Genomic DNA, 16,371 nt, shown 5'->3' on the forward strand with positions numbered 1-16,371 from the left:
GCAGCCTCAAGGCAACGCTCCAAGTACAGACAATGGGGGACAAATGGATATGTTTGAGGACGAGCGCGAGCGCGCCTCGTTGCATCGCCGTGGCGCGATTGCATGCGGCGTAGCCAAGCGCGGCCTGGTGGCATTCCTGGCCTTCGCGATGGCCTTTGGCACCACGCCGGCTCAGCTGTGGGCCGAGGGCGCCGAGGGCATTGCCGAGGCTGTGGCTCAGGCTGCGACGCCGGGCGAGGGCACGGGTGCCGCGGACGGTGCTGCCGACGGTGTCGTTTCTGAAACCGGCTCTAACGCGAGCGATGCGTCGGTTAACGATGGCGCTTCGGCGAATGCCGCAGATAGCAACGGCGTAGCGTCGGACGATTCTGCCGCAGTCGAGGCTTCTACTGCTTCGCCGGATTCATCCGAACAGAACGTCAAAAGTGTTGTAGCCGCTTCCGATGAGGCTGAATCTCAGCCTACCGAAGCCGCAAGCCAAGAGGTCGCGGCCACGTGCTCCGTCGTCGGCACCGACGCCAAGGGCGCCCAGCAGACCTGGGCCGCCGCGCAGCAGATCGCTCTGAAGGAGGGCTCGACCGCGGCCGACCTCTCCGAGCAGCTCTTCAGGCAGGCCGGCCTCAAGGCCGACTACGACCCCAACGGCTCCTGGGGCTGGGCACTCAACTCGATCACGTCGCCCTTCGACGCGGGCCGCACGCTCGCCTACGACCCGGCGACCGGCGCGCACTGGCAGCTGTTCGTCAACGGCAGCGCCTCCGCGGTCGGCGCCGGCGGCTACACGCTCAAGGACGGCGACTCCGTCGTCTGGTGCTACTCGAAGTACGGTGACCCCGCGCCCGCCAATCAGATTTCCGTTAGCTGCACCGTTGTCGGCCAGGACGCCTCGGGCGCTCAGCAGACATGGGCGCAGCCCACGACAGCTTTGGTGGAAGAGGGCACGACCGCTGCTGATCTTTCCGAGCAGGCCTTTATAAAGGCCGGCATTGGCGCCAAAACGGGGAAAGGCACGTACGGCTGGTATCTCGAGTCGCTGACTTCACCGTTCAACAAGACCGTGACGCTTTCGAGCGAGAAAGTTAACGAAAACACTTGGAAATTCTGGCAGTTCTTCGTTAACGGTCAGGCGGCCAATGTCGGCGCGGGCAATTACACACTCAAGGCCGGGGACAAGGTTACCTGGGTCTATGGCTTTGATGGAACCATGCCCGGCCAGGTTTCCGTTTCAATGGAGATCATCGGTAAGAAGGATGAGAAGGCGCAGCGCTGGACCGATCCTTCGACGCAGGTGTTTGTCGAGGGCACGACGATCAAGGACGCTTCCGCTGCCTACTTCGATGCCATTGGCATTGAGTCCAAGATGTACGACCAATTTGGTTATTGGGGTGTTCATAGTCTTGTCTCGCCGCTTGATGGCACCGAGCTGTCGGGTGCATGGTCGTTCTTTGTTAATGGCGTTCCCGGGCCTCAGCTCGATAGCGATTACGTGCTCAAGTCGGGCGACAAAATCGTCTGGGCTTACGCCCCTGGCGACACCGTTCCTAATCCCGATGAAGTCGTAGTCGATCCGAGCGCTTCGCGCCCGACCGATTGGAAAGCCGACTGGAGTGGCAATTCCAATGCGGTGGTCAAGAACGTGTCCACGCCTACGGGCACGCTGGCAAGCCCTTGGACGTTCGATTGGAGGGCCTACTCGGGTGCCACGTATCCCAATGCGAGTGAGCCTATTGTCGTGAACGGCAACGTTTACCTTGCCGTGAACAAGCGTTTGCTTAAGATCGACGCCGAGTCGGGCAAGGTGCTTGCCGAGTCGAACCTTCAGACTGCGATTGGCTACACCACGCGTCCGATTTATACGAAAGGCTTGGTCATCGTCCCGCTCGACGGCGGTGCGGTCCAGGCTCTGACGGCCGATACGCTGACGACGGTTTGGGTCACTGACTCTGTGAGCAAATCTGCCCAGTCAAATTCCCAGCTGACGGTCGATGGCAACTATCTCTACGTTGGCACCGTTGATGTCGACTATGGAACGAGTACGTACAATAACGGTCATCTGACGCGTATTAATATACTGACCGGCGCTGTTTCTTGGCAGCATGTTAATGCTGATGAGGGCTACTACTGGACGAGCGCTACAGTGGGCGACGGCTATATTCTGGTTCCGACGAGTGCAGGTACCGTTGAGATGCTGAGCAAGTCGACAGGTGATGTGCTCGGCAGCGTTTCGGTTGGTGCCATCGTCAACTCCGGCTGTGTACTGTCCAAAGACGGCAAGCATGCCTATGTGATCTCGCGTGACGGCAAGCTCCACGTGCTGGCACTGTCGGACGCAAACGCAAGGGCCTCTTCGCGCATTTCCGAAGAACGCGTCATCGATCTTGGTCTTACGGGTTGTGCCTGCATGCCCACGCTGTATGGCAATAAGCTGATTGTCGGTGGCGAGGTTTCTGGCGGTTCGGCGCTGGCGATTGTCGACCTTGATAATGACTTTGCTACGACGTTGGTTTCGTCTGCCGATGGCTCCGTGCTTCCTGCCGGTGGCATTAAGGGCGCACCGCTCGTGAGTGTCCAGGCGGATGACACGTACGTTTATTTCACTGTCAACTATGGTGCGACTTCCGACTATGTGAACTACACCTCGGGCGGTGGCGTGTATCGCTACAAGATGGGTGACGCACAGGCGACCGGTGCGTTTAGCGCAGCGGGACACAACAATTACTGTGACTCGCCGATTGCCTGCGATGCCAAGGGTAACCTCTACTACATCAACGATTCCGGCACGCTTTTCAAGCTGAGTGGTGGCGTTAAGGTCTCGTTTGAGACTGGCGAGGGTTCTAAGGTCGACTTCCAGACTACGGCCGATGGCAAGCTGGTCAAGCCGGCCGATCCGACGCGCGACGGCTACACTTTCGGCGGTTGGTATACCGATGAGGCTTGCACGCAGGCGTATGACTTTAGCACGCCGGTGACGGCCGACCTGACGTTGTATGCCAAGTGGACCAAGAATGCCGTTAACCCTGGCGGTAATGGCGGTTCTGGCACTAATGGTGGCAACGGCGGCGCTGGCAACGGTTCCGGTGCTGGCACGGGCACGGGTTCCGGCTCCGGCACGAAGGGCCAGCAGGTCGGCGGCGCTATCGCCCCGGGTCATAAGCCGACGACCAAGACGACGGTGTCGACCAAGACCGAGACCAAGGACAACAAGTCCGACAAGAAGGACGCCGATAAGTCCGATAAGAAGGACGAGAAGAAGTCTGACAAGAAGTCTGACAAGAAGGACAGCAAGTCCGACAAAAAGTCCGATTCCAAGTCCGATACGGGTGCTGCTTCCACGACCACTGCTAAGAAGTCCTCTAGTGCTTCCGAGCAGGAGATTGGCACCAACCCGCTCGCCATTGTTGGCGTTGCCGCCGGCGTCATCGGTCTCGCCATCGTCGGCGTGTTCGTGTTCACCAAACGTCGGTAGGTGAGGGCTGTGTCCAATAAATCCAAGGACGCTGACCCCAAGCAACCAAATTCCTCGTTCATTCAGTTCGACGATGCAAAGCAACAGGGCGCCGCTTCGGCGGCGTCCGCCCCTCGACGGAAGGCGCTTCTTGGCGTTCTGATTGCCGCGTGCGTTGCGCTGATTGTCATATCGCTGGGCTTCGTCCATCCTTCCGAGAGCGGCGCCTGGTCCATTGACTGGCTCGTTCAGACCGTGACGGGGGAGAGCGTCGTCACCAAGGACACCAAGGCGTCTGGCTCGACTACGACTTCGGGCGAGGCCAGTTCCGAGGATTCCAAGTCATCGAATGACGCAAAAGATCAGTCCAAGGACGATTCCGAGTCTTCAAACAAGGAATCGGATAAAAGCTCGGATAGCAAGAAGTCCGATGGTCGGGACGGCAAGAAGTCTGGAGATAAATCCGCTGCCCAGAATACGGGAGCCGGCGATACTTCCAATGTGTCTGGCGGTGCTTCTTCGGGCGGCGGTCAGTCGTCTGATGGAGCCTCCAGCTCTAATGGCGGAAGCGCTCCCTCGGGCGGCCAGAGCGGCTCGCAGGAGTCCAGCTACGTAACGGTGACGGTTTCGGTCACATCGAGCGCTGTGGGCAATCCTGTGTCTTCTGGTGGCACCTTTACCTTTAACGAAGGCGCTACCGTCTACGATGCCCTGTGCGCGCTGGGCCTTTCTGTCAACGCACATGGCTCGTCGTACGGCACGTATGTTTCTGCGATTGGTGGTTTGGCCGAGAAACAGTACGGCGGCACGAGCGGCTGGATGTACTCCGTCAACGGCACAACGCCCATGACGGCCTGCAGCAACTACGTTCTCTCCAACGGCGACAACGTGGTCTGGTATTACGTTACAGGCTAGAGGCTTCGACATAGCGCGCCAGACGGGCGGTTCGGACAAACATCCGGGCCGCCCGTTTTTCATGCGGATGGGATTGGGTCGCCGGGTCTCTCGGCAAACAAAAAAACCGGTTGGAATGGGAATTCCAACCGGTTATACATTCAAGCAAATAGCGAATCGACTACGACCGTGCGCCCTCGAGAAAGAAGCGACGGCTGAAGTAGTTGTACCAGGTGACGAGGAACGTGGCGATGGCCTTCATGGCCTGGTAGCCGATGCTCAAAAACGTGACGCCCACAAACATGTATAGGTCGTTGAGGCCCAGGCCGATCACCGACAGGATGGTGAAGATCGTGAACTCGCGCTTGCGGCTCATGCCCTCGCGGTGGTCGAACACGTACTTCATGCTGAGCCAGTAGTTGACCACAACGGAGGTGGTAAACGAGACCGTGGTGCTCATCAAAAAGTCGAGGTGAAACAGCTCGACGAGCGCAATGAGCATACCCCAGTCGATGCCAAAGGAGATAAGACCCACGACAGCGAACTTGAGGAACTGCTTGGTATGAGGTTGTGCCAGTGCCTTGCGCACGTAATCACATCCAATGCGTTGATGAATCGAGCAGGGGATACTTTAGAGCTTTTGCAAGGGAAACGTAAGGGCTTTGCCAAGAACTATACGAACTCGTCAAATTTGCAAGAGACAATCCGCAAACGTCGTAAATCCTTCCGTAAACGAGCAAGGCCCACGAACAACGCAGCGTTCGACGCGCGCCGTCCGTGGGCCCCGTAGTGCAAGGAGGAGGTCGAGCTACTTGGTCTCGTCGCCCTCCAGGAAGATCTTTCGGGTCACAAAGTTGTAGACCATAACAAGCGCGGTGGCGCAAATCTTGGCGATATTGGCCTCGAGCCCCAGGCCGGCGTTGAGCGCCAGCACGATACCGTCGTTGAGCGCCAAGCCGATCACGGACAGCACGACAAAGATAATGAACTCGCGGCGGCGACTCATACCCTCCTTGTGCGCAAACACATACTTCATGCTTGCGAGGTAGTTAAAGATGAGCGAGACGATAAAGCCGCTGGTATTGGCGATTAGGATGTTAAGGCCCAGACCGTAGTGGAGCAGATTCATAATGCCAAAGTCGATGATCGTGGCAATGACACCGACGACGCCAAACTTCATGATCTGCGCAAGGAGCTTTTGCATGGTACCTGCCTTAGGGTGGCGCCGCAGCGCCGTGGGGATGACAAACCAAGCAAGTTTAGCCAATCCCCACGAGTGGAGCTAGGCACGCTCCTCGATAGCACCGTTTCTATATGCATCGAGCAGCTGGCGCAGGTCCTGGATTTGGCTGCGGATCTTGGCACCCGTATCGGTGTCGCTCACCATGCGGCGACGGTCGGCCTCGTCAAAGCGGTTGGTCTCGCTTTCGATATCGATGTTGCGGGTGAGCGCCTCGGCAACGGTGGTAAAGGCTTGGTGTGACTTAAGGCGACAGCCGCGCGAGCTCGAGATAAGCGTGTAGCCGGCGATGCCCGTTTTGGGGTGGTAGGCGCGACAGAAACCGCCGTCGATGACCAGCAGCTTACCGTTGGCGCGGATGGGCTGCTCGCCCTTGGTGGTCTTGACCGGGGTGTGGCCGTTGATGATGTGTCCTGTCGGCGAACAGGCCATAGGGACGACGCCAAACTCGCGCATGATGTCGTCGCAAACGGACGAGGACGTGGTGAGCGTATAGTACGGGTCCATCGGCTCGACCCACGTGCTCTTGTCGGCAATGTAGGCGCGCTCGAAGGTACGCACCACGCGTCCGCTGGCGGGTGAGTTAAAGCCGATCCACAGGTACCACATCCAGTCGAGGGCATCGCGGTCGCCGACGCGCCAGGCGCGGCGGGCGATATGGTCGCAAAAATCAAAATAATCGCGACCGGCGTGCCAGGTACCCAGGCAGTTCATGCTGCTAAAGGTGCCGTCTTCGTTGAGCGGCACGCAGCCGTGGAAGAGCAGATTGCCGTTGGCGACCTTATACATGGAGCCGTGGGTATAGAGGAAATCGATGTGGCGATGTAGGTGATCGGCGGTGACAAACTCGGACACGAGCTTGTCGATGATGTGCTGCTCCTCGGGTGTGAGCGTGTAGGGGTCCGCCGGATCGACGGTGGGGAAGTCGTTGGTCGTGAGCGGCCATACGCTGCCGTCGGCGAGAGTGACCGTGCCGGCGTCGTGATCGACCTTGTCGAGCAGCAGGCGGTCGGCCATGTCGAACTCCGGGTGACGCTGGATAATCTGGCCCTCGAGCTTAAAGAGCAGGACGTTGATGGCTTTGATCAGCGGGCTGATGGGCTCGCCGGCGATATAGGTGGCGTCGGCGAAGGCGACAAGCTCGCGCAGCGAGATGCCATAGTCGTTTTCGAGAATCTCGTAGTTGTCGTAGCGCAGGTTGTTGCGCAGCACCGTGGCGATGCAGGCGGGCTCGCCGGCAGCGGCGCCCATCCACAGCAGGTCGTGGTTGCCCCACTGAATGTCGAGCGAATGATAGGTGAGCAGGCGGTCCATAATCTTGGCCGCGCCGCCACCGCGGTCGAAGATGTCGCCCACCAAGTGCAGATGGTCGACGGCGAGGCGCTTGATGAGCGAGGCGAGCGACTCGATAAAGTCGTCGGCGCTTGCGGTCTCCAAGATGGATTCGATAATGCGCTCGTGATAGCGCACGCGATAGTTGTTCTCGTCCGGATGCGTGTGCAGCAACTCGTCGATGATGTAGGCGTAATCGCGCGGGATGGCCTTACGCACCTTGGAGCGCGTATAGCGGCTCGAAAGCGAGCGGGCAACCACAATGAGTTGGTCGAGCATGGTCTTGTACCAGGTGGGCGAGTCCTCGCGCTTGCTGCGGACCAGCTCGATCTTCTCGCGCGGGTAGTAGATGAGCGTGCACAGCTCGCCCTTTTCGTCAAACGTGAGCGTGTCGCCAAAAATCTCGTCGACATGTTCGCGCACGACGCCCGAACAGTTGTTGAGGATGTGCATAAAGGCTTCGTACTCGCCATGCACGTCGCTCATAAAATGCTCGGTGCCTTTGGGCAGGTTGAGAATGGCCGAGAGATTGATAATTTCGGTAAACGCGGATTGCTCGGTGGGAAATTGTCTCGACAACAGACGCAGATATTTAAAGTCTTGCGGATTGCGATCGAATGCGACCATGAAACACCTTCCGATATGGATGGTAAAACTGATAAAACAGCGTCAAGCGTTTACCAGTATGCGCCGGCTTTGTTTCGATTTTGCGCCGGCGGCTGAATTGTCGGCTGAACGGTTTGGTAAATCGATTTAGTTGAGGTAGATATGGCGGTTGAGTGGAGACGAAGCGGGTGATTTTGCCCACGTTGGCCCATGGCGGGGATGAGGATGTTCATGATAAAGATAATCAATACAAATGGTTCGATTTGGTAAATAGTGGACATATGTACCGTATGTAGGCTCACTGTGCGATAATTTGCGCAGCAATGAGTAAGGAGCCTCATATGAGTGATTTTGTCCTGACCTGTGAATCCGCCGCCGACCGAACCCGTGAGTTCTTTGCGTCGCGCAATATCCCTGTCGTGTGTTTTCATTACGAGATCGACGATGTTGTCTATACGGACGATCTGTATCAGTCGATTACGCCGGACGAGTTTTTTGCCCAGATTGCCGCAGGCGCCATGCCCAAGACGTCTCAGGTGAGCGTGGGCGAGTACGAGGAGTTTTGGGAGCCGTTTGTTGCCGAGGGTAAAGACGTGCTGCACCTGACGTTGTCGTCGGGTATTTCGGGCACGTATGGATCGGCCTGCGTTGCGGCGCAGATGCTCGCGGATCGCTATCCCCAGGGCGGCAAGGTGCGCGTCATCGATTCGCTGGCAGCGTCTTCGGGCTTTGGCCTGCTGGCGGAATGTGCCGCCGACGTGCGCGATAGCGGGGCTTCACTCGACGAGACGGCCGCCTGGATCGAGGAGCACAAACTCAACCTGCACCACTGGTTCTTCTCGACCGATCTGTCGAGCTACCTGCGCGGCGGTCGCATTTCGGCTGCGAGCGCAATCATCGGCACGGCGCTTAAGATTTGCCCACTTATGACGGTCGATTGCGAAGGTAAGCTGTCGCCACGTGAGAAGATTCGCACTAAGAAGCGCGCGATTTCCGAGATGGCTAAGACCATGATGGCACACGTGCAGGACGGTGCGGATTATTCGGGTAAGTGCATCATGTCGCACTCGGCGTGCCGCGAGGATGCCGAGGCAGTTGCGGCGCTGATTGAGGAACAGGTTCCGCAGCTTAAAGGCAAGATTGAGATCAATAACATCGGTACTCTGATTGGCTCGCATACCGGACCTGGTACGGTGGCGCTCTTCTTTATGGGCGACAAGCGCGTGGATTAGTTTGCCCCATCACATCGCTGCATGATTGCCCAAACGAAAACGGCCCGCCTCACGTTTGTGGGGCGGGCCAAGATGTTTTGCTAGCGTTTCTTTCCTCGGAAGAAAAAGCCGTGCAGTGAGGGCTTGAGCCCGCGGTTGGCGCGACGCTCCTCGACGCGCTCGTGGATCGAAGCGACGCGCTCGATGACCTCGTCGGGAATCGGCACGTCGGGATTCATGTTCTCGACCTGGCTGACTTCGGCGGCGGCGACCTGGTCGATAATGGGCACATCGTCGCGCGAGATAACGGGCGTGGCGTCTTCCTTCATCTTGCGATAACGCTGCATCATGTCGGTCTGTAGCTGCTGTGCCGAAGGCGGCGTCCAGATGATGGCGTTGGCGCCGGCGGCGATGGTCTCGCGGATGCTCTCGGGCGTCTTGCCGCCCGGCGCGATGAGCGGCAGGTTGGGATAGTGCTCGCGCAGTTCACGCAGGACCTGCGGCGTGTTTTTGCCAGCGGCGATGTTAAGAATCTTGGCGCCGGCGCGCACCTTTGCGTGAGCATCGTCGTCGCAACGTACGACCGTGGCGATGACGGGGATGTCGGCGATGTTGGTGATGTGCTCGACCATCTCGGCGGTGGCGGGGGAGTTGACCACACAGCCCGCCGCGCCCTGCATCTCGGAGACGGCTGCCATCTGAACGGAGCGCTTGCCGGTGGTGGTGCCACCGCCCACGCCTACGAAGACCGGGCACTCGGCGACGGTCAGCAACGCCTGCGTAATGGCGGGCTGCGGCGTGAAGGGGTAAACGGCAAAGACGGCATCGGCGTTGGAGTTGCGGATGACCGCGACGTCGGTGGTGTAGATGAGCGATTTGATACGACGGCCGAAGAGCGTGAAGCCGCTGGCCTCCTCAATCTCGTCAGGCATGCGAAGGGCCGCCTTGCGCAGGCGCCCGTCGATGGGCAGCGGCTCCATGGGAAGCAGTCCGTTGGGGGTCACAGCTACCTGGGGTTCGGTGAACTCGTCTGCGAGCTCGACCTCGGAGAAATCGACCGAGGCGACAATGTCCTCGTGAACCTCGGCGGGCACATCGATGGGGGCTTGGTCGTTTGCCGCGGCAGGCGTGTCGAAAGAGCTGGTGCCGACGAAGGCGTCGACGCGCTCATTTAGATCGTTGAGGGTATCCATGGAAGCTCGATTCTATGTGATGACGGCCGGCGCGATGCAGCCGGAATAGCGAATGCTAAATCGTTTGACGAGTTGATTTTTCCCCGCCGCGTCCTCCGTTAGACCGAAGGGCGGCGAACGTGAAGGAGCTGTGGTGGCGGTGATCGAGGTGCTATCTTGAAAGTCCCGTTTAAAAGAGAGGTGACGCGGTATGGAATTTTCGGCAATGTTGGGCTCGATTGGCCTATGCGTGGGCGCAATCGTAGCCGCCGCGGTCATCTACTTTGTGGTCACGGCCATTAAGGGCAAAAGGGCCGAACGCAAGGAGCGCACGATGCTTAAACAGCATCGCGACCAGCAGGGCAAACGCGCACGGAGATAGCTTGTTGAGTTTTGGATCCGTGCGCTAGCTGCGTTTTCGGATCAGGGCAATGTAGAAGCCCTCAAATTCGCGGCTGGGCGGAATGGTGAGCGTGCCGGGCAGGCCGTTGGCGATGGCCGATACCTGACCCGCGGCAATGGCCTCGGTCAGGGCGTTGGACTCGATGCGCGGCTCCTCACCAGCTTCCTGGGCACGGCGTGCCTCACTTTCGCTTGGCGTGCCGTCGAGGGGGATGAGCTCGCAGTCCATATGCTTGTCGAGGGCTTCTTGCAGGGCGTCCTCGTCTTCCTGCGGCAAGATCGAACAAGTCGAATAGACGAGCGTGCCGCCCGGTTTGAGGGCTCCCATGGCGCGGTCCAGAAGCGCACGCTGCGAGCGGGCGCATTTGACGAGCAGCTGCTCGGTCAGGCCGCGCAGGCTTTTCTCGTTGCCGCTGATGACGGTGCCCGTGCCGGTGCAGGGAGCGTCGAGCAGGATGCGGTCAAAGCGGAAGAACTCGTCGAGCTCGCGTGCGTCGGTGCGCATGACGGGCACGTTTTTTGCGCCTTGGCGGTGGAGGTTGGCTTCGAGCTTCTCGGCGCGGGGAATGCTCATCTCGCAGGCGGTAAGGTGCGCCTGCCCCTGCGTGAGGGCGGCGATCTGCGTCGTCTTGCCGCCAGGGGCTGCGCACATGTCCAGGATGTCCTCGCCTGCCTGTGCGCCCAGGACCAGCGGCGGCATCATGGACGACAAGCTCTGCAGGTAGATCTTGCCGTCGCGGTAGATGCCGAGATCCCACAGATCGGAAACCTGGGCCTCGGGCAGGATGAAGGCGTCTGGGTACCAGGTGACGGGGTTGTGGGCGATGCCGGCGGCATCGAGCGCCGCAGCGATGTCCTCGGCGGTTGCCTTGAGCGTGTTGGCGCGCAGCGTGACCGGGCGTGTGGCCGCGGCGCCGAAGCCCTCGATCATGAGCTCGGCATCGGCGGGCGCATAGGCGCCGGCGACCGTGTCGACCATAAAGCGCGGCAGGTCGGCGGCGCAAGGAAGGGCGGCAAGCTGGTCGGAAAGCTCGGTGGCGGCAAACTGCCTGAGCTTGAGCTCGGCCTTGACCTGTTTTTTCTGCTTACGACGACGCGGCTTGGACATCCGTCTTTCCTTCCCATTCCATTACATGTCGAGTGTTTAGTACTGGCTCTCGTGCTTGCTAAAGAAGTCGAAGCGCGGGGGCAGCGGCTTCACGCGGTGCTCGCCGGGCTTCTCGCCCAGGATCTCCACGAACTCGTCCGTGGAGGCAAAGATGTTATCCCAGCTAAAGAAAGCGACCGGGTCGACGTCGAAGTACTCGCAGATGAGCTCGCAGCCGGCCGGCACAATACCGTGCATCAGGACGGTCGCCACGCGCAGCTCGGTAAAGGCGTCGACAAGGGCCTGCGTCATCGCGGCATTGGCCGGCTCGCCCTCGAGCTTGTTGGCGGCCTTGGAGGCGTCGCTCCAGCGCTTGTTGGCGGCGCGCAGGTAGTCGTCGCACACGGCAAGCGCGCGGTGCGTCTCGAACTTGTACATGGCCTGCTCAAAGGCGAGGGCTGCCTGCTGGGCGGCTTCGACCACGGTGTCAGAAGCGGCACCGGCGGGGATGCAGCCGTTGCGGTAGGGGCTCTCGTCGCCTTCCTTGACGGCGACGCCGTAGAAGCAGCTGCGGGCCAGACGGTTGAACACGCCGGTCAGCAGCGCGCTCTCCTTAAGGGCCGGGTCGATAACGCGCTTGTCGTCGCAGGCGCGTACCTCGTTGCCGTCCTTGTCCTTGCCGGTCACACGCGTGTCGTATGCCTTGGGGCTAAAGCTCACCGGCTTTTCGGATAGGCCGAGCGACAGCCAGTGCGCGCGCATCTGCTCGCAGGTGTAGTGGTTGAGCAGGTCGTCTGCCGGCGGGGGAGGCGTCTGCGAGGACGAGCTGGCCTTTTTGCCCATGTAGAGCAGGTGGTAGCAGGCGCTGACGGTGCTCTGCGTGAGGTCCCAGCCCAGGGCCTCCCACATGGCGGTCTGCGCGATGCAGTAGAAATAGATGTTGTCCTGACCGATGAACTGGTAAATCTGAGCGTCGTCAGAGCACCACCAGTCGCGCCAGTCGAGCGAGCTGTGCTGGTAGGTGGGTGCGGGCACCTGCGTGGAGTCGGCGGCGGGCTCGCCCATGAGGGCGGCATCCTGGGCGGCGACGCCCTCGGTCACGCCGGCGGCCTTGGCATCGCGCGCGAGCACGGTACGCGTATAGCTGATGGGCGCCCACAGGCTCTCGGGCCAGCACCAGCAGGTGACGTCGGAGACGCCATCGACCTCGGGCACCGGAACGCCCCAGTCGATGTTGCCGGTGATGCGGAAGGGCACGAGTGCCTTGCCGCTGCGGAAGCGCACGCCACCGTTGGCGAGCACCGCGTGGGCGTCGTCGCGCTCCTTCCAGCTGGGGAAGGTGACGGTAAAGCTGCTCTTGTTGCCCTCGGACTCCAGCACGGTGTGCTCGGGGAGCTGGTCCTCGACGGCATCGAAGGCCTCGCGGAACTTGTTCTGGATGTAGAGCTGAGCCGGCAGCAGCCACTCCTCCATGGTCTTGGAGACCACGGAGCGAACCTGCGGGTTCTGGGCGAGCTTGGCGGTGTAGGTCTTCATAAAGTCGAGGTAGGCCGGCAGGTCAAAGTAGAGATTGTCGACCGGGCGCAGCTCGGGCACCTCGCCGGTGAGCTGGCTCTTGGGCGCGATGAGCTCCTCGGGCTCAAACTGGTGGCCCAGATCGCACTCGTCGGCATAAGCCTTCTCGGACTTGCAGCCCTGGATGGGGCAGCGGCCGATGACCTGGCGGCCGTTGAGGAACGTGCCGGCCTTGGCATCGTAGAACTGCAGCGTGGAGCGCTTGGAGATGGTGCCCTGCTCGTGCAGGCGCTCGATAATCTCGGCAGTCACCTCGTTGTGGATCTGGGCCGCCGGCTCAAGGCCCGAGCCGCCGTAGATGTCGCAGCTGATGTTGTAGTTGTTGAGGGTCGCGGCCTGGCGGGAGTGATTGGACTCGACATACTCGCCGATGGACTTGCCGTAGCCCTCGTTCTCCTTGAGCTTGCGGTAGCTCTCCATGATGGGCGAACCGTAGCAGTCGGTGCCCGAGGTGAAGATGACGTTTTCGCGGCCCAGGCGGTCGCGCAGGAAGCGGGCGAAGAAGTCGGCCGGGACAAAGACGCCGCCGACGTGGCCAAAGTGCAGACCCTTGTTGCCGTAGGGCTCGCCGGCGGTAACGATGGCGCGGCGCGGCCAGCTGGGACGGTCGTTCATGGAGTATTTGGATGCCATGGGACTCCTTCGCATATAGGTAAGAGCGCGGCCGGGCACGGGGTTCGGCGGCGCGGTGGTCAATTCGTGCATATCGTTCGACATTATCGCACATGCGGGCGGGTGCGTGGCAGGGGCGCTATCCTAAGATGCTATGAATGAGATTTCCAACATACATGCGTTTGAGGACGAGGATTTTCTACACGCTTGCTTCGTGTGGGGGATGGCCGTGATCGCGGTGTTTGCCGTGTGCCTGGTGCCGGTGTTTATGCTGTTGGGCGGGCCTGCGGACTTGGACGCGGCTGAGGCGGGCGGCTGGATGGCTGTCGTGGGCTGGATAGTCGGCTTGGCTGCGGTCTCAATGGCATCGTTTGCCGTGCACGAGCTGGTGCATGCGGTGTTTTTTAAGCTGCTGGCGCCTGCGGGCGCGCAGGTGACCTTTGGGGCGAATCGCGAGACGGCGATGATCTATGCCTGCGCCGAGGGCGTTGTGTATTCGCGCCGGCGGTACATGGCGGTTTGCCTGGCGCCGACGGTTGTTGTGACGACAGCATTTGCCCTGGGGTTTGCGTTCTCGGACTATCCGCTGCTGTGCTACCTGGCGGCTGGTCTGCACTTGTCGGGCTGTGTGGGTGATTGGTATTACGTGCGGACCATTCTGCGCGACCGCCGTATCGTCGCCTGCGAGGATACGTCCTTTGGCGTGCGCTTTTTCGCAAAGTAGTCTTTTTGGGACGGGGCTATTTTAGCTGCCATGATGTCGGGGTGAGTTTTCTGGGACGGGGATGTCGATGAAGTCGTTGTTGCTGCATGCGTGCTGTGCACCATGCTCGCTTGAGCCGGTTCGCCTGCTGCGCGAGGAGGGGTTTGAGCCCACGATTTGCTGGACCAATCCCAATATTCAACCGCGCGATGAATGGCGGCGGCGTCTGGACGAGCTGCGCCGGTGGTGTGCCGATGGCGACATCGAGCTCATCGAGGCGGGGGAGGACCGCGAGCGCTGGGAGGCCGGCGTGGCCCCGCTGGGTGCCGATCGGCCCCGTCGCTGTCGCTCGTGCTATGCCCTGCGCTTGGCCGAGGCGTGCCGCGTGGCCCAGGAGCGCGGGTTTGAGTTTGTGGGCACGACGCTCGCCGTCTCGCCGTATCAGCTGTTCGATACCTGCAATGATGTTTTGGAGCGTCTGGCTGCCGCCCGCGGTCTCACCCCGGTGATTCGCGATTTTCGCCCGTATTATCCCGAGGCTGCGCGCCGTTCGCGTGAGCTGGGCATGTATCGGCAGAATTACTGCGGCTGCCGTTTCTCGGCGGTCGAGGCGGCCATGGATCGCGCCCGCATCCGCGACGAGCGCAAAGCCGCCAAAAAGTAGTTCGTTTGGGACGTCAGCCTGCTAGGATGTAGAGCGGACTTTAGCTATATAAGGAGTATCCGACGTGTCTATGCGTACCGATGATTTTGACTACAACCTTCCTGAGGAACTGATTGCCCAGGCTCCTGCCGAGCCGCGCGACTCCTGCCGCCTGCTGGTGGTGGATCGCAAAGGCTCCCAGGCGGGGAAGCCGCTGGAGCACGGCGGTACCGTTGAGCACCGCATCTTCCGCGACATCATCGACTATATCGAGCCGGGCGATGTGCTCGTCATCAACAAGACGCGTGTGATGCCGGCCCGCCTGATCGGTCGCAAAGCCGGCTCGGGTGGCGTGGTCGAGACGCTGCTGCTCAAGCGCCGTGAGGATGTTGACCCGCTGGGCCACGTTTGGGAGTGCCTGGTCAAGCCGGGCAAGCGCCTGAAGCCCGGTGCTCAGATTGAGTATCGCGCCGGTGGCGCCCATGCGCCCGAGGGGGCTCCCGTGGTGCTGACGGCCGAGGTCATCGACTTTGTCACCGATAGCCGCGGAGGCCGTCTGGTGCGCTTTGAGCCGGCCGGCTGCAATGCCGCCGGCGAGCCGCGCACGCTCGACGAGGCCATTCATGCTGCCGGTCACGTGCCGCTGCCGCCCTACATTACCGATTACGAGGGCGATCCCGAGAAGTACCAGACCGTCTACGCCATGAAGGAGGAGCACTCGGCTGCCGCTCCTACGGCGGGTCTGCACTTTACCCCCGAGCTCATGGCCGCTATCGAGGCCAAGGGCGCGAAGTTTGCCGCCGTCGAGCTCGAGGTGGGTATTGATACCTTCCGTCTGGTGGAGGAGGATGACCCCACGCAGCACGTCATGCACACCGAGCGCTACCACGTGTCACAGGAGGTTGTCGACGCCGTGCATAAGGCGAAGGCCGAGGGGCACCGCGTGATCGCCGTCGGCACCACCGCAGTACGCTCGCTCGAGAGCGCCTTTGACGCTGAGGCACCGGTGTCCGATCCGGCCGTGACGGCGCACTATTTTGAGGGCCGCGAGGATGGGGCCGATACGCTCGGCCGCGGCGACATCGTGGCGCGCGAGAACGCTACGACGCAGCTCTACCTCATGCCCGGCTCGACCTATCACGTGGTCGACGCGCTGATCACGAACTTCCACGTGCCGCGCTCCACGCTCATGATGCTCGTAAGCGCGCTTGCCACCCGCGACCAGATCATGGATGCCTACGCCGCTGCTATCGAAGAGCGCTACCGCTTCTTCAGCTTTGGCGACGCGATGCTCATTTTGTAGGTTACGGCGTTTTACAAACGCCGTAACCGGCCGACGCTGCAAACCCCCCTAAGCGGCAATCTGACGTTCAATCGTCGGGCATGACCAGAAGGTCAATGCCCCCCCCTCTTTCACGTCACCTTGCTCGCTTAGGGGCGTTTTCGCTG

The 16,371-nt window shown here is 60.7% G+C and carries 13 protein-coding genes; 7 read left to right on the forward strand and 6 right to left on the reverse strand.

The annotated features are described in order from the left end of the window. Positions 1-43 precede the first annotated feature (43 nt). Entirely contained in the window at positions 44-3,466 is a 3,423-nt protein-coding gene (locus tag DWZ52_RS00530; RefSeq protein ID WP_158572382.1) for a DUF4430 domain-containing protein, read from the forward strand. A 9-nt stretch (positions 3,467-3,475) separates the two neighbouring features. Then, positions 3,476-4,360, forward strand: coding sequence for a DUF4430 domain-containing protein (locus DWZ52_RS00535; RefSeq protein ID WP_233544274.1), 885 nt, complete (start codon positions 3,476-3,478; stop codon positions 4,358-4,360). A gap of 160 nt (positions 4,361-4,520) precedes the next feature. Here DWZ52_RS00535 and DWZ52_RS00540 read toward each other — a convergent pair whose 3' ends face one another. From DWZ52_RS00540 to DWZ52_RS00550, 3 genes are all read right to left on the reverse strand, one after another. Then, complete coding sequence (locus DWZ52_RS00540; protein WP_055250894.1) at positions 4,521-4,928, reverse strand: GtrA family protein; 408 nt, start codon at positions 4,926-4,928, stop codon at positions 4,521-4,523. Between the two features lie 219 nt (positions 4,929-5,147). Further along, positions 5,148-5,543 (reverse strand): GtrA family protein, encoded by a 396-nt coding sequence (locus DWZ52_RS00545; RefSeq protein ID WP_118384633.1) that lies wholly within the window; start codon positions 5,541-5,543, stop codon positions 5,148-5,150. A gap of 78 nt (positions 5,544-5,621) precedes the next feature. Beyond that, the gene (locus DWZ52_RS00550) at positions 5,622-7,538 is read right to left on the reverse strand and encodes a fructose-1,6-bisphosphatase (protein WP_118384634.1); all 1,917 of its coding nucleotides are present in this window, start codon (positions 7,536-7,538) and stop codon (positions 5,622-5,624) included. Between the two features lie 320 nt (positions 7,539-7,858). Between DWZ52_RS00550 and DWZ52_RS00555 the strand changes: the two genes are divergently transcribed. Further along, positions 7,859-8,749: a DegV family protein gene (locus DWZ52_RS00555; protein ID WP_117634925.1), complete on the forward strand. Its 891-nt coding sequence runs from the start codon at positions 7,859-7,861 to the stop codon at positions 8,747-8,749. An 80-nt stretch (positions 8,750-8,829) separates the two neighbouring features. On the opposite strand, the gene DWZ52_RS00560 is transcribed toward DWZ52_RS00555, so the two are convergent. Continuing rightward, on the reverse strand, positions 8,830-9,921 hold the full coding sequence (locus DWZ52_RS00560; protein WP_117639734.1) for a hypothetical protein: 1,092 nt from the start codon (positions 9,919-9,921) through the stop codon (positions 8,830-8,832). 190 nt (positions 9,922-10,111) lie between these two features. Between DWZ52_RS00560 and DWZ52_RS09900 the strand changes: the two genes are divergently transcribed. Continuing rightward, positions 10,112-10,282, forward strand: a complete 171-nt coding sequence (locus DWZ52_RS09900) for a hypothetical protein (protein WP_156333777.1) — start codon at positions 10,112-10,114, stop codon at positions 10,280-10,282. Positions 10,283-10,306: 24 nt separating this feature from the next. Here the strand turns inward: DWZ52_RS09900 and DWZ52_RS00565 are convergent, their stop codons facing one another. Further along, positions 10,307-11,410 carry an RsmB/NOP family class I SAM-dependent RNA methyltransferase gene (locus tag DWZ52_RS00565; protein ID WP_118384635.1) on the reverse strand — a complete coding sequence of 368 codons (1,104 nt, stop codon included), beginning with the start codon at positions 11,408-11,410 and terminating at the stop codon, positions 10,307-10,309. Positions 11,411-11,446: 36 nt separating this feature from the next. Further along, positions 11,447-13,597 (reverse strand): methionine--tRNA ligase, encoded by a 2,151-nt coding sequence (locus DWZ52_RS00570; protein ID WP_118384636.1) that lies wholly within the window; start codon positions 13,595-13,597, stop codon positions 11,447-11,449. A 133-nt stretch (positions 13,598-13,730) separates the two neighbouring features. Between DWZ52_RS00570 and DWZ52_RS00575 the strand changes: the two genes are divergently transcribed. The 3 genes from DWZ52_RS00575 (at position 13,731) to queA (ending at position 16,225) form a co-directional block, all read left to right on the forward strand. After that, positions 13,731-14,300 carry a DUF3267 domain-containing protein gene (locus DWZ52_RS00575; RefSeq protein ID WP_117564474.1) on the forward strand — a complete coding sequence of 190 codons (570 nt, stop codon included), beginning with the start codon at positions 13,731-13,733 and terminating at the stop codon, positions 14,298-14,300. Between the two features lie 67 nt (positions 14,301-14,367). After that, positions 14,368-14,943, forward strand: coding sequence for an epoxyqueuosine reductase QueH (locus tag DWZ52_RS00580; RefSeq protein WP_118384637.1), 576 nt, complete (start codon positions 14,368-14,370; stop codon positions 14,941-14,943). A gap of 70 nt (positions 14,944-15,013) precedes the next feature. Further along, positions 15,014-16,225 carry a tRNA preQ1(34) S-adenosylmethionine ribosyltransferase-isomerase QueA gene (gene queA, locus DWZ52_RS00585; RefSeq protein WP_118384638.1) on the forward strand — a complete coding sequence of 404 codons (1,212 nt, stop codon included), beginning with the start codon at positions 15,014-15,016 and terminating at the stop codon, positions 16,223-16,225. The last annotated feature ends 146 nt before the right edge of the window (positions 16,226-16,371 follow it).

It is taken from the genome of Collinsella sp. AF33-16, assembly GCF_003475325.1.
Lineage (GTDB): Bacteria > Actinomycetota > Coriobacteriia > Coriobacteriales > Coriobacteriaceae > Collinsella.

Coding starts and splice junctions, on each gene's coding strand:
- DWZ52_RS00575 (WP_117564474.1), top strand. CDS start 13,731: ATGAATGAGATTTCCAACATACATGCGTTTGAGGACGAGGATTTTCTA.
- DWZ52_RS00570 (WP_118384636.1), bottom strand. CDS start 13,597: ATGGCATCCAAATACTCCATGAACGACCGTCCCAGCTGGCCGCGCCGC.
- DWZ52_RS00580 (WP_118384637.1), top strand. CDS start 14,368: ATGAAGTCGTTGTTGCTGCATGCGTGCTGTGCACCATGCTCGCTTGAG.
- DWZ52_RS00550 (WP_118384634.1), bottom strand. CDS start 7,538: ATGGTCGCATTCGATCGCAATCCGCAAGACTTTAAATATCTGCGTCTG.
- DWZ52_RS00545 (WP_118384633.1), bottom strand. CDS start 5,543: ATGCAAAAGCTCCTTGCGCAGATCATGAAGTTTGGCGTCGTCGGTGTC.
- queA (WP_118384638.1), top strand. CDS start 15,014: ATGCGTACCGATGATTTTGACTACAACCTTCCTGAGGAACTGATTGCC.
- DWZ52_RS09900 (WP_156333777.1), top strand. CDS start 10,112: ATGGAATTTTCGGCAATGTTGGGCTCGATTGGCCTATGCGTGGGCGCA.
- DWZ52_RS00555 (WP_117634925.1), top strand. CDS start 7,859: ATGAGTGATTTTGTCCTGACCTGTGAATCCGCCGCCGACCGAACCCGT.
- DWZ52_RS00530 (WP_158572382.1), top strand. CDS start 44: ATGGATATGTTTGAGGACGAGCGCGAGCGCGCCTCGTTGCATCGCCGT.
- DWZ52_RS00560 (WP_117639734.1), bottom strand. CDS start 9,921: ATGGATACCCTCAACGATCTAAATGAGCGCGTCGACGCCTTCGTCGGC.
- DWZ52_RS00565 (WP_118384635.1), bottom strand. CDS start 11,410: ATGTCCAAGCCGCGTCGTCGTAAGCAGAAAAAACAGGTCAAGGCCGAG.